Source organism: Thalassotalea litorea, assembly GCF_005843925.1.
Classification (GTDB): domain Bacteria; phylum Pseudomonadota; class Gammaproteobacteria; order Enterobacterales; family Alteromonadaceae; genus Thalassotalea_A; species Thalassotalea_A litorea_A.
Genome location: NZ_VCBC01000003.1, coordinates 158,714 through 170,817 on the forward strand (window position 1 = coordinate 158,714; position 12,104 = coordinate 170,817).

13 protein-coding genes are annotated in these 12,104 nt (G+C 43.2%); 7 read left to right on the top strand and 6 right to left on the bottom strand.

The genetic code is table 11. The features are described from left to right. Positions 1-153 precede the first annotated feature (153 nt). Together FE810_RS02610 and arfB are read right to left on the bottom strand one after the other, a co-directional pair. On the bottom strand, positions 154-981 hold the full coding sequence (locus tag FE810_RS02610) for a DUF2797 domain-containing protein (protein ID WP_138318476.1): 828 nt from the start codon (positions 979-981) through the stop codon (positions 154-156). Further along, a complete protein-coding gene (gene arfB, locus FE810_RS02615; RefSeq protein WP_138318685.1) occupies positions 981-1,403 on the bottom strand; it encodes an alternative ribosome rescue aminoacyl-tRNA hydrolase ArfB in 423 nt (140 codons plus the stop codon). The genes FE810_RS02610 and arfB overlap by 1 nt, the downstream gene beginning before the upstream one ends. A 198-nt stretch (positions 1,404-1,601) precedes the next feature. Between arfB and FE810_RS02620 the strand changes: the two genes are divergently transcribed. Both FE810_RS02620 and FE810_RS02625 read left to right on the top strand, forming a co-directional pair. After that, complete coding sequence (locus FE810_RS02620) at positions 1,602-1,880, top strand: GIY-YIG nuclease family protein (protein ID WP_138318477.1); 279 nt, start codon at positions 1,602-1,604, stop codon at positions 1,878-1,880. Between the two features lie 396 nt (positions 1,881-2,276). Further along, positions 2,277-3,008: a DUF3581 family protein gene (locus tag FE810_RS02625; protein WP_138318478.1), complete on the top strand. Its 732-nt coding sequence runs from the start codon at positions 2,277-2,279 to the stop codon at positions 3,006-3,008. A 172-nt stretch (positions 3,009-3,180) separates the two neighbouring features. Here FE810_RS02625 and FE810_RS02630 read toward each other — a convergent pair whose 3' ends face one another. Both FE810_RS02630 and FE810_RS02635 read right to left on the bottom strand, forming a co-directional pair. Next, positions 3,181-3,435: a PGPGW domain-containing protein gene (locus tag FE810_RS02630; protein WP_246036867.1), complete on the bottom strand. Its 255-nt coding sequence runs from the start codon at positions 3,433-3,435 to the stop codon at positions 3,181-3,183. A gap of 158 nt (positions 3,436-3,593) precedes the next feature. Continuing rightward, positions 3,594-3,926, bottom strand: a complete 333-nt coding sequence (locus FE810_RS02635; RefSeq protein WP_138318479.1) for a hypothetical protein — start codon at positions 3,924-3,926, stop codon at positions 3,594-3,596. Positions 3,927-4,034: 108 nt separating this feature from the next. On the opposite strand from FE810_RS02635, the gene FE810_RS02640 reads away from it, so the two are divergent. Together FE810_RS02640 and FE810_RS02645 are read left to right on the top strand one after the other, a co-directional pair. Then, on the top strand, positions 4,035-4,646 hold the full coding sequence (locus FE810_RS02640) for a LysE family translocator (protein ID WP_138318480.1): 612 nt from the start codon (positions 4,035-4,037) through the stop codon (positions 4,644-4,646). Positions 4,647-4,684: 38 nt separating this feature from the next. Continuing rightward, positions 4,685-5,227 (top strand): manganese efflux pump MntP, encoded by a 543-nt coding sequence (locus tag FE810_RS02645; RefSeq protein ID WP_138318481.1) that lies wholly within the window; start codon positions 4,685-4,687, stop codon positions 5,225-5,227. A gap of 3 nt (positions 5,228-5,230) precedes the next feature. On the opposite strand, the gene FE810_RS02650 is transcribed toward FE810_RS02645, so the two are convergent. Beyond that, the gene (locus FE810_RS02650; RefSeq protein ID WP_138318482.1) at positions 5,231-6,148 is read right to left on the bottom strand and encodes a class I SAM-dependent methyltransferase; all 918 of its coding nucleotides are present in this window, start codon (positions 6,146-6,148) and stop codon (positions 5,231-5,233) included. A gap of 276 nt (positions 6,149-6,424) precedes the next feature. Between FE810_RS02650 and FE810_RS02655 the strand changes: the two genes are divergently transcribed. The 3 genes from FE810_RS02655 (at position 6,425) to FE810_RS02660 (ending at position 10,069) form a co-directional block, all read left to right on the top strand. After that, positions 6,425-7,138, top strand: coding sequence for a hypothetical protein (locus FE810_RS02655; RefSeq protein WP_138318483.1), 714 nt, complete (start codon positions 6,425-6,427; stop codon positions 7,136-7,138). Positions 7,139-7,251: 113 nt separating this feature from the next. Then, positions 7,252-7,386 (top strand): hypothetical protein, encoded by a 135-nt coding sequence (locus FE810_RS17250; protein WP_281278313.1) that lies wholly within the window; start codon positions 7,252-7,254, stop codon positions 7,384-7,386. A 247-nt stretch (positions 7,387-7,633) separates the two neighbouring features. Continuing rightward, on the top strand, positions 7,634-10,069 hold the full coding sequence (locus FE810_RS02660; RefSeq protein ID WP_138318484.1) for a penicillin acylase family protein: 2,436 nt from the start codon (positions 7,634-7,636) through the stop codon (positions 10,067-10,069). A gap of 507 nt (positions 10,070-10,576) precedes the next feature. On the opposite strand, the gene FE810_RS02665 is transcribed toward FE810_RS02660, so the two are convergent. After that, on the bottom strand, positions 10,577-11,998 hold the full coding sequence (locus FE810_RS02665) for a sodium-dependent transporter (protein WP_138318485.1): 1,422 nt from the start codon (positions 11,996-11,998) through the stop codon (positions 10,577-10,579). Positions 11,999-12,104 lie beyond the last annotated feature (106 nt).

A 12,104-nucleotide genomic window follows, 5' to 3' on the forward strand; every position in this document is an offset into this window, starting at 1 on the left:
CGATGAAAAGTTTAGTGACCCTTTTGTTGGATAAGCAGGGGGAGATTTTATGGGGACAGAGTCATGTATGTATCGCAGTTAACGAATTGAATTATATCAAGATCGTTTTTCGCTAATTGACTCTGACCCCACTTAAACAAATGCCGGCATTTTTTAAGCGGAGACGGTTACTTCATAAGAGGTGAATTTGCGCAGGTTAATAACGCCAGAATCGAAAATTAAATACTGGCCCTTGATACCTTGTAATACGCCGGATACTTCTGGTGTTTTATCGAAGTTAAATGAGCTAATCTTGGTCGGATATAGATCTACTGGGTAATCAATATCGACTACATCTGCATCCAGTTGTTCGATGGCGTCGCCGCCAAAGCGCAGCCTTAATTCATCCAGGCGTAGATTGATCTCAGGAATAAGTTCCTGCGCTCGTTGTTTTAAATCAATGGCATCGGCTTTGCCTTTGAGCATATTACGCCAGTTGGTTTTATCGCTGATTAATTCTGCCAATGCTGTTTCTACTAGTCCGGATTGTAAGCGCGAATCGACTTTAAAAATTGGCAATGCCTGATTTGCCCCCTGATCCATCCAGCGCGTCGGAATTTGCGTGTGACGGGTAATGCCCACTTTGATGGCAGTAGTATTGGCAAGGTAGACGTAGTGAGGCACAAAACAATTGGCTTCTCCCCACTGAGGTTCACGACAGGTACCTTGTTCAAAATGACATTTTTCAGGTTTTAATATACACATGTCACATTGCGCCAGCTTCATCATGCACGGATAGCAAAAACCCTGGGAGTAACTCTTTTTGGTTTTTTTACCACAGCTTTGGCAATGGATTTGTCCGGTGTGAGTCAGGGTTAATTTCTGGCCTATGAGTGGGTTTAGCGCTAAGCGATGCTCGCCGGCTTTGAGTGTGTAATGGACCACGCCATCGATAAGTTCTGTGGCCATTTTGCTTAAATGGCCGGTAAAATTATTTGTCATTAGAGTTTAACCTTGGATCTCGTTGCTTTTAGGTTACCGCGCTGGCTCTTTTTATCCATTCGCTTTGCTTTCGCCGAACGACTGGGTTTCGTAGGTCGACGTTTTTTAACGGCTTTTGATGCGGGCATTAGCACTTCGATTAATCGTTCAATCGCTGCGGCTTTGTTCATTTCCTGGGTGCGATGTTCCTGAGACTTTAAAATCACAACACCATCTTTGGTAATGCGATGATCCGTTAACGCCAGTATTCGCTCACGGTATTTCTCGGGTAAAATCGCGCTTTTGATGTCGTATCGCAAATGGATAGCGGTGGCGACTTTATTGACATTTTGGCCGCCGGCTCCCTGGGAGCGAATGGCTGTGAATTCTATGTCATTTTCATCGATAACAAAGTCTGGAGTCTGTTTGTTGACGGGGATCATGTTATTGCCTTTTACACGTATCTCTATATAGTGAGGGATTCTTAACAAAGGTTCAAGGGCATCGCGGTTATCAGAGCTTGTGGATAATTGACAAAATTCACTAAGATGATTGTAACCTTGTAATTTTGACCTAAAAGCCGGCATTGATAATGCCATTTTCAATTCATAGATTCATATTCAACAACGTAAAATACTATTATGTCACCTCCCTGGTTCGTTTATATTCTTCGCTGTGCCGACAAAAGCTTGTATACCGGCATTACTATCGATATTGAGAAACGCATACTAGAGCATAATCAAGATAACGCGAAAGGCGCGAAATATACTCGCGCCAGGCGTCCGGTGGAATTGGTGTATCGAGAGTCCTTGCCAGATCGCAGTGGCGCGACAAAGCGAGAAGCGGCAATTAAGAAACTTACCCGTAAACAAAAAATTCAATTGATTGAAACCTGTGATGGCACATTAGAGCGGACGTAACCGAATACCAATTGTGCGACCTGACGTTCCCGCAAGGTGGGAAAGAAACGAGTCTCTTTATCAGAGGGCAACGTCGGTGACGAATATAAACATTTGGTCCAAAGTATCAAAAGCGAACCGTTCGTTAAAGCACCTTTGCCTCGTGTTTTCAGGCCTTCGAGCTAAGACTTGCTTTGGTGTTATTGAGGGGTGTTACCTTATTTCAATGATAACTGCGAAGGCTGAACCACACCATTTCTTACGTATTGATAATTAGCACTTACTTACTTGGTGGTACATTGAAATCAGTTCAGTGTACAGGTGTACAGAGGTCTGATTAGTATAAATTACATCGACTTGCCGTTTTTTGCTGGTTACACTAGCGCCAATTTCCTTTTACCATTGATTAGGCAGACCATGTTCATTCGCCAGTTTTATCAAAATAAAGATGCCAAAGTATGCTTTAGCCGTCAGCAGGCGAGTGACTTCGCTAAAAATGTAGCCGATGACTTTAACCCTTTGCATGATATCGAGGCGAAGCGCTTCTGCGTTCCAGGCGATTTATTATTTGCAGTGATTTTGGATAAGTCCGGTTTGAACCAGGAAATGTCATTTACCTTTTCAGGTATGGTAACCGATGCCAATGAACTGTATTTTCCCAACGCGGTATCAGGCTCAGCCCGGGTAACCGATGACAAAGATAAAACCTATTTATCAATTGATGTTGGCGGTAAAAATAGCCGTTGTGAAACCTTAACCGAATCTTTAGTGCGCTCCTATGTTGCCTTTTCTGGGGATACATTCCCGCATATTTTGGGTGATTTGATGCGTGAAAATTCGGTGATGATTAATCCGGCTCGCCCGATGGTGATGTATGAAAGCATGAAGATCCACTTAAGCACCGTCGATGTAACAGAAGTGTCATTGAAGTTTAATAAAAAAGAAACTGAATTAACGGTAGATGGCAAACGTGGTAAAGCGCGTTTGGTGTTTGATTTTATTTCAAACGGCGAGACCATTGGTTATGGTGAGAAGCACATGGTACTGAGCGGGTTACGCGAGTACGACCAAGAAGTCATGGATGCGGTTAACCAAGAATATATGGCGATGAAAGATACCTATCGTCAGCAACAAGCGGTTAACGGTTAACCTAAAAAATTCGATTATCTCGAAACAGTTGTTTGGGGAGCAAAGAACGCAGTTGGGCAGCGTATTTCCTACTGCGTTTTTTCATTTTAGATGCCTGATACTAAAATACATCATTGATATATTTAGACTCTGTATCTTAATATGGGATGATTATAAGATAACACCACAGCGTTTAGGGGCGTTTGAAAAGTTTCTTAAATCGCTGACGGGTAAACCAGTCGTCCATTTTTCTCGCGGCTTCACCGGAATATCTTTGATATTTGCGCAGCCAACGTTTTGCAAATGTATACTCTAGGCTCAATATTCCCAACCCTAATGGGATAAATAGAATTGCCGGTCCTGGCAATAGAATAAAAATCACGCCGATGGCCAGTAAAAACCAGCCCAGAATCATCAATAATTGAGTTTTAATTCTCGTCAGTAACATTTTTGTCCCTTTGATATCAAACGATGTTTGGATTTAATATCAATGCAGCAATAATTGAACCATGATTGTAACTCATTGTTACTGTTGGGTTTCGTTGTATTTGAAAACCTTGTTTATTGACTCTTTTCGTTTAATTTACGAATAATTGGCGGATAAAACTAATTGTGATGTTTGATTCTACGGCACGCGTTCATAATTTTATTTAAATCATTACGCCGCTGTTGATATTGTTGTTGCTCTTGTTGGTGGCGTAGACGTGCCATTTCCTGTTGCTGCCTTTCGGCTTCACTTTGCGGCATGTTGCGCTGTGAATTACTTTGGCGTTGCATATTGTTGTAGCGATTATTGGCCTGGCGAATATCATTTTCTAATTGCCGTAATTCATTGGACGCGAGTTGGCAATCTTGCCTTGCCTGAGCTTGTTGAGCAGTGGCCAGACAAACGAGGCTGATGACAACGGCGAGAGCCTGAGTAATTTTCGTTAAAAGCATTGCTTTGACTCCTGACAATCAAGGGAATAATTCTATCGATGTTAAGTGTAGTTTATGGTTCGCTCTTGCTATGATAAGCGCTTTGTTTTTGATGGATAATAATTAAAGATGGCGTTAGAACTGTGGTTGTCTCTATTGGTGGTTTGTGTACTTGGTGCTTTATCACCGGGACCTAGCCTGGCGTTAGTGGTTCGCAATACTATGTTAGGCGGAAAAAATGCAGGGCTTGCCACGGCGATTAGCCATGGCCTTGGCGTTACGCTGTATGCGGCCATTGCGGTCACAGGCATTGGTTTGATGATCGTCCAGTCGCCAATGATTTTTTCGATTATCCAGTATTCCGGCGCCGCATTTTTGGTGTATCTCGCTATCAACGCATTGCGAAGCACAGGCACCACGATTGAATTTGAGCAAAGACAGACCGGTAACATAAAGTCTGTGAACGGCTGGCGCGATGGCTTTCTTATCGCTTTTTTAAATCCAAAACTCGCGCTGTTTTTTCTCGCGTTATTTAGTCAGTTTGTCGACGTGGATGCGACCGTGCAGCAAAAGCTGATTATGATTGCCACCGTTGGTGGGATAGATACGCTATGGTACTGCCTGGTGGCTTATGGTTTATCTCGCGGGCCGGTATTGGAGCGACTAAAACGAAACAGCGCCATTGTGGATAAGATCACTGGCGTGGTACTTATTGCTCTGGCAGTAAGAGTTGTGATCTAAGCTTTAATAAACCTTGTGCGAAAACCTCTATTGTCTCTATGAGTGAAGTCATATTTCTTGCGATTGCCCTAAGTATGGACGCCTTTGCCGTTGCTATCGGTTTGGGCTCTAAACCCTATAAGACGAAATTTACACTGGCTGTATCGGCAGCAATCATGTTTGGTTTTTTTCAGGGCGCGATGCCACTGATTGGCTATCTTGGTGGTAAAGGCATGCTCGGCTGGATCGATAGTTTTGCCCCTTGGGTTGCTTTTGCTTTGTTAGCTTTGGTTGGGATCAAAATGATCTATGAAGGGTTTGCGGAAGGCATTGAGGAAGACATCTCACAAATAACATTTAAAGTTATGTTGATCCTGTCACTAGCCACCAGCATTGATGCTTTGGCAGCTGGCTTTAGTTTAACCTTGTTATCGGTGCAGCCGTTATTAGCGTGTAGCATTATCGCGGTGATTACAGCGGCGTTTAGCGCTATCGGTATCTATGTTGGTCATCGCAGCGGTACCTGGCTGGAGGGCAAGGCGGAAGTCTTTGGCGGTGTGATACTGATTCTTATTGGTATAAAGATACTGGCAGTGAGTTGAGGGCTACAGTTTTCGGTAGCGGTAAATCAATACTTTCAAACCTTTACCAGGCTCGGCATCGATAAATACGTCTGGCGGCAATAGCTCTTCAATAAATTCACACTCAGGGCATTCTTTTTCGACGGTATCTTTAAGGAATTGCTGGTCTAAATCCGGTGAGTTTAGACACAGCATGATTAAACCATTATCGGCCATTAATTGTGGTAAACGACGAATGATTTTACCGTAATCGCGCTGAATATTTACACTGCCTTTTTGAAAGGACGGTGGATCGCAAATCAGTAATTCATAAGGACCATATTTGCGCAGGCGTGCATAGGATTTGAAGATATCGACGCCTTCAAACTTTACCTTTTCAAGTGGGTGCTTATTCAGACGATGGTTGTCTCTGCCACGGGCCAAAGGTGCCTTGGCTATATCAATATTAACGACTTGTCTGGCCCCTCCGGCAATGGCGGCAAGGGAAAAACCACAGGTATAGGCAAACAGATTCAGAACATTCTTATCTTGGGCGTTTTGTTCGACCCATTTACGACCATTACGCATATCAAAAAACAAGCCATGGTTTTGCGATTTACCTAAGGTTAGGCCGTATTTAATACCCGCTTCAGTCGCTTCTAGTGTCTGTATTTGCTCGCCCAGCAATAGCCGATAAGGTGCTTTAGCCAAGAATCGTTCCTGCACCTGCACCGATTTGCATTCAGGTATGCTGCGTTGTAAATATTGTGCCAGTGCAAGTAAAAAGTTCTCGTCTTCTTCTCTAAATAGGGAAATCACCACGACCGGCTCTATCCAGTCGATACAAATGTGTTCAAAACCGGCATATTGATGGCCACGACCATGAAACAAACGCTGGGCATCCGTTGCTGGGATATGTTCGTTATTGCCTGGCAGTCGGATCAGGGGGAAAAAGTCGTCCATAAAATTGGCGTAAGAATTCAGAGGAATATTAGGCGCTAGTTTAGCGAAAAAGCCCTATAGAGTGAAATGACATGCGAAAAATAAGTGACTCAGGCGACGCCTTTACTTTCCGTGCTCATGAGTGGGTAAAGCAACGGGGCGTAAATCATAACAAGATTTACATCATAAATAGCTTGAACAGAGGTTTTCAATTGCGTAGTTTAATCTGTCAAATCAGTAGATTAGATATCTGTTTAGATTCTTTCATTGAAAATAAGACGTATCAAGGATGTATGAATGACAAAAATTACTGCACTATTATTAATGCTAACTTTCTCTGCAGCACCTGCGTATGCAGAGTCCGCCAAGGAAGAAACTCACACAAAAGCTGTCGCCGAAAATAATTACAGTGTTAGTTTGGAAGGCAATTGGAATGACGTTGATTTTTATACGCTTCAAGCTGACGGTACATTCGGTATCGGAGAACATTTTGGTAGTTCCATTGGCGCGAACACGATTTTTATTAATGGCGATTCCGATAGTAGCGATTTTCAGAATTTGCGAGCATCGATTTTTACCAGAAATCCAGAGGTTGGTCGATTAGAGCTCGCTTACCAAACGGTATTTGGTCCATCTAATACAAGTGACTATTTTTCAGTGACGGGAGAATATTACTTTTCTAATTGGACCATTGGAGCCTATTTTTTGAGTGATGATCTCACGGATTTAAACGACCTTAATATATACACCAATATCTATTTCACGCAAACCGTTCGGTTGGAAATCGACCTTCTAGATTCAAGTGATGATTCGCTCGTTAAAGGGACCATTAAATTTCAATTGCCGGAGATTACGGGCAATGAATGGATTTTTAATGTGAGTTATGGTGCAGCGCTTTGGGACAATAATCAGGTCGGATTCGGTGTCACTTATGTTCCTAAATTTAATGGTAGCTTGAAACAATATTACCGTCGTTATAGCACCAATATCAAAGCTGCCTTATTCCATTAGTCATTAGCAAGAACGACTAAAATTAAGATGTCAGAATCGTTGAGATTCAACAACTCTGGCCTCTTGATATAGCCACCTTGATATCGCCCCTTTGATATCGAAAGCCTTTATCGATGAAGCTAGTTTCATTAGTCCATCCTGTACGTTATCCCAGCCTGTTGTTATTGGTGCTGGAACTGGAACTGGAACTGGAGCTGGTGCCGGTGTTGGTGTTAGTGTTGGTGTCGAAACCTACCTTCGTTTACTGAGGCTTGTTTACGTATTTGTCTTGGGGGAGCCGCACTATCTGGCTCACTTGTGCACTGTTAACAACCTAAAGATAACGCTAAGATAAACTCTGACTGTCTTTCTTTATACCGTTTAAGTTACACTCATTACATCAGTCCAATATGCAGAACAGTTCCAACCTCTTTTCATCTAAAAGGTTTTTGGGTTTGTGCTTATTTGGATAACACTACGGCTCATTATAAAAACAATAAATGTAAGGGTAGCTTTATGGCTAATCTGTTGGTTAAATCCACAAAAATTATATTCGTTATTCTCATTCTGGTGGTTGTCACCATCTATTTTTATCTACGTCAAAGTTTGCCAATACTCGAGGGTCAAGTGCAAGCAGATGTGGAGCAAACCGTAATCGTATCCAGAGATGAGCAGGGCATTGCTCAAATCAATGGCAGTAATCGTCGGGACGTGAGTGTTGCGTTAGGTTATTTGCACGCGCAGGAGCGTTTTTTCCAAATGGATTTATTACGCCGAAACTCTGCAGGGGAACTGTCGGAATTATTTGGTGAATTAGCCCTTAAACACGATAAAAAAATCCGTGTGCACCAGTTCAGAAAACGTGTCACTCAATTTGTTTCCTTGCTCACTGAAGAGCAACAATCGATTTTGCAAAGTTATACGGCGGGCGTGAATCAAGGTTTAGAAGATCTTGCGGCTAACCCTTTTGAATATGCCTTACTTAGTGCAACACCAAAGCCTTGGTTGCCGGAAGATAGCATGTTGGTGCTTTATTCCATGTATATGGACTTGCAATATGAATATGGCGACAGGGAATTATTATTAGGGGCAATGTCGGATCTGCTCTCCGAAGAGGGATTTCAGTTTTTAATTCCGGAAGGTTCTAACTGGGATGCCGCGGTAGATGGTACGCAATTACCCAAAGGCGAAATGCCTGCCGGGAAAGTCTTTGCGGATGATCTGAGCGCAGCAAACGCTCTAAATCTGGCAAACGCAGAAACCATCAATCACGCTCAGCAATTTGAGTTATTTCCGGATAATCAGGAAGGCTTCAAAGGGAGTAATAACTGGGCAGTATCCGGAAACGTCTCAAAAACGGGCAGCGCCATTGTTGCCGATGATATGCATTTAGGCATTGCTGTTCCCAATATCTGGTATCGAACCAGTTTGCGCTATACCGCAAATGACCAGCCGCTATTAATTGATGGTGTTTCCTTACCGGGCACTCCGGCTATTGTTGTCGGTAGTAACCACAATATTGCCTGGGGATTTACCAACAGTTACGGAGACTGGAACGATCTGATTAAATTGGTGGTATCGGAAGATGGAACTCAGTATTTAACGCCGGAAGGTTATAAATCTTTTATCCTTGAACAGGAAGCCATAGATATAAAAGGGCAGCAAGCCAAAAGTGTTACCATCAAATTAACCCAATGGGGCCCGGTCATTGGTGAAGATCATCAAGGCAACCTGCTCGCCATGCGCTGGGTGGCTCATGATGCTGAAGGTGTTAACTTTAATCTGTTTGGTTTGGAATACGCACAAAATGTAGAACAAGCTATCGAAGCTGCCCACAGTGCGGGGATCCCGGCACAAAACTTAATGGTGGGTGATAGGTATGGCAGCATCGCCTGGACAATTGCCGGCGCGATACCTCGAAAGTTTGGTCTGGATAATACCGGCAGTCAGGGCTGGGCTGTGCCTCAGGACTGGAGTACCGGCGATATTGGCTGGTCGGGTTACCTTAACTCCGATGAATACCCTGTAGTGCTAAACCCTGAGAAAAATCGTTTATGGACAGGGAACAGTCGTGTTGTTGGCGATGATATGTATCAAAAGCTTGGTAATGGTGGCTATGCACTAGGCGCTCGCAGTCAGCAGATTCGCGATGGCTTAATGGCAATTGAAGAGTTTACAGAACAAGACTTATTAGATATTCAAAATGACGACAAAGCGGTATTTCTAACGCCTTGGCATCGCTATTTATTAGACACGGTGCTGACCGATGAGTTTGTTAAAGAGCATGACTATGCGCAACTTGTAGAACAGCTAAATCAGTGGCAGGCGCGCGCGTCTGTCGACTCAGTTGGTTATCTTTTTGTGCGCCAGTTCAGACTTAATTTAAGAGATGAGCTTTTTTCGCCTCTGACCAAAATGATGCAGGAAGCCAGTAAAGACAATGCGCTAGACCTGTCCTTTCGACCAATTCGCAGTCAGGTGGAAATACCTATGTGGCAGCTATTGACGCAGCAGCCACAACATTTACTCCCCGAAGGACATGCAAGCTGGAACGAGTTTAGTCAGTCTGTTGCCAGCGCTACTTATCAGGAGCTGGTTGAAAAATACGGTAGCATTGATAAGGCAACCTGGGGTGCTCACAATACCACGAATATTCAGCATCCCCTGTCAAAAGCGATTCCGGCTTTAGGCTGGTTGTTGGATATGCCTCAGGAGCCAGTCCGGGGTGATACGTTTATGCCCAGAGTACAAGGTGTTGCCTTTGGTTCATCACAACGAATGGTCGTGTCCCCAGGGCATGAACATCAGGCGATTTTCCATATGCCTTCATCCCAGTCTGGGCATCCACTTTCGCCATTTTATGGTAAAGGTCATGATGACTGGGTTAAGGGAGTGGCGTCACCTCTGTTACCGGGCGTGACCAAGTACACCTTGGAATTCACCCCTAAGTAGATTTTCTCTTTAAGGTCAGGTTTGACTTGAAAAGCCTTCCTAACGGAAGGCTTTTTTGATCAGATAAGAAACCTAAACGGTAAATCTTTTGTGCTGGGTCTAATCTTATTCATGCTACATCGACGATTTCAACGTTATGATACCAATCACATTAAATTATTACTCACTCAGTGAGAATTTAAAGGCTTTTAGACAAGGCTTTGATTGCAGAGAATGGTTATTCCGCTCTCAAAATCAGCCAAAATCAGTAACGTAGTCCAAACGCCTTTAAAACTCACCCGTAGGGAGTTTACCTTAAGGCCCATTTACGGCCCTAAATTTCATTAATATAGAGCGACTATATCAATGAAATCTATGTTGTAAGTGAACCTCTGCCCTAACTCTGAATTGTGCACAAACTTAATGTGATTGGTATGATTGGCGCAAGTTCTAGAACAACGTCGAAATTTTGGCATAAAAAAACGGGACCTTAGGGTCCCGCTTTATCACAATAGATGAGTTGGCGGTTTAACCAATAAAGTCGTGTCCAAAGAATATCTTAGCCACGGTATTGATAAAGATGACCGCTAAAATAAACGGGATAAACGTACCTAACGAGAAGTCCACGTATTTGGCAATAAAGGATTGTGCAAAACCTGGGTTGCCTTCGCTTAACTCTGCATTGAGGTTATGCTTCTTCCAGCGATAACTTACAAACAAACAAATCAATAAACCATTTAATGGCAATATGGTGTCGTAGAAAATATCGTAGATGACATCAAACAGAGACTTACTCTTACCGCCGTAGTTCGTCAGGCTGGTAAGGAAATCGACCATACCAAAAGACAATGTAGCCAATACCGCTAAAACGCCACCGACGATAAATATGGTACGAAGCGCTTTTTTACGGGACTGTTTGCGTTCATCAATTAAATAAGAAACCGGTACTTCAATAATGGAGACCAGAGAGGTTAGCGCTGCGAAAAACACTAATAAAAAGAATATTGATGCAATAACACTTGCGGCGAAATACCCTACGGTAGCTTGTAATGCCAGGAAAATTTTCGGCAGGAAGACGAAAATCATTGAAACCGAACTGTCGCTTAATTTATCGGTATTTACATCCGGATTAAACGAGAAGATCGCCGGCAAGATCATTAGACCTGCGATAAAGGCGACAGACGTATCCATAATGGCAACCAATTTTGCCGAACCGGCGATATCAGTTTTTCTGGAGATGTATGAACCATAGGTGATTAAAATACCCATACCCAGACTCAGTGAGAAGAAAGCCTGTGACATGGCGCCATTGATAACGGATGGTGTTAATTTGCTAAAGTCCGGTATCAGATAAAATTTAATACCAGCCATGGCGTTATCTAAGGTGAGAACAAAGATGACCAGACAAACCAGCATAATAAACAAGGCAGGCATCATCACTTTAGCGGCTCTTTCGATACCGTCTTTCACGCCCATAGATAATATTGAACCGACCAAGCCGCCAACAGCAAGCATGGAAACGAATAAATACGGGCTGTTAATAATAGTGCCGAAGCCTTCGCCACTGGCGAGGTAGTCGAGGTTGCCAGTAACGGTCATCACCAGATAAATAAAGATCCAAATGGTTAAAACCGTGTAGAAAACGGCAATCATAAATGGCGTGATAATGCCAAGCAGACCGGCAATATGCCAAGGACCGGATTTACCACCAAGGGCGTGATACGCACCCACTGGGTTTTTCGCGGTTTTGCGGCCCACCGCCATTTCCGCCATCATTACCGGCAGACATATCGTAAAGACGAAAATTGCATACATGACTAAAAATGCGCCACCGCCATTTTTAGCCGCATTGACCGGAAAGCCAACAATATTTCCAATACCTACGGCCGAACCTGCTGCCGCTAAAATAAAGCCCAATTTCGAGCTAAAATGTTCACGAGAAACGCTCATAAATGATCCCGATTATAGTTGTTATATTTTTATTCAATGCCCGATGCTAACAAGGATTGAGTAAGATGTCATGGCTAGTTTTTACAATTTGTTCTGAATGGGAAAA

What these genes read in the sequence shown, in the direction of transcription:
- FE810_RS02610 (WP_138318476.1), bottom strand. Translation starts at nt 981, where the DNA reads ATGACAAATAATTTTACCGGCCATTTAAGCAAAATGGCCACAGAACTT.
- arfB (WP_138318685.1), bottom strand. Translation starts at nt 1,403, where the DNA reads ATGATCCCCGTCAACAAACAGACTCCAGACTTTGTTATCGATGAAAAT.
- FE810_RS02620 (WP_138318477.1), top strand. Translation starts at nt 1,602, where the DNA reads ATGTCACCTCCCTGGTTCGTTTATATTCTTCGCTGTGCCGACAAAAGC.
- FE810_RS02625 (WP_138318478.1), top strand. Translation starts at nt 2,277, where the DNA reads ATGTTCATTCGCCAGTTTTATCAAAATAAAGATGCCAAAGTATGCTTT.
- FE810_RS02630 (WP_246036867.1), bottom strand. Translation starts at nt 3,435, where the DNA reads ATGTTACTGACGAGAATTAAAACTCAATTATTGATGATTCTGGGCTGG.
- FE810_RS02635 (WP_138318479.1), bottom strand. Translation starts at nt 3,926, where the DNA reads ATGCTTTTAACGAAAATTACTCAGGCTCTCGCCGTTGTCATCAGCCTC.
- FE810_RS02640 (WP_138318480.1), top strand. Translation starts at nt 4,035, where the DNA reads ATGGCGTTAGAACTGTGGTTGTCTCTATTGGTGGTTTGTGTACTTGGT.
- FE810_RS02645 (WP_138318481.1), top strand. Translation starts at nt 4,685, where the DNA reads ATGAGTGAAGTCATATTTCTTGCGATTGCCCTAAGTATGGACGCCTTT.
- FE810_RS02650 (WP_138318482.1), bottom strand. Translation starts at nt 6,148, where the DNA reads ATGGACGACTTTTTCCCCCTGATCCGACTGCCAGGCAATAACGAACAT.
- FE810_RS02655 (WP_138318483.1), top strand. Translation starts at nt 6,425, where the DNA reads ATGACAAAAATTACTGCACTATTATTAATGCTAACTTTCTCTGCAGCA.
- FE810_RS17250 (WP_281278313.1), top strand. Translation starts at nt 7,252, where the DNA reads ATGAAGCTAGTTTCATTAGTCCATCCTGTACGTTATCCCAGCCTGTTG.
- FE810_RS02660 (WP_138318484.1), top strand. Translation starts at nt 7,634, where the DNA reads ATGGCTAATCTGTTGGTTAAATCCACAAAAATTATATTCGTTATTCTC.
- FE810_RS02665 (WP_138318485.1), bottom strand. Translation starts at nt 11,998, where the DNA reads ATGAGCGTTTCTCGTGAACATTTTAGCTCGAAATTGGGCTTTATTTTA.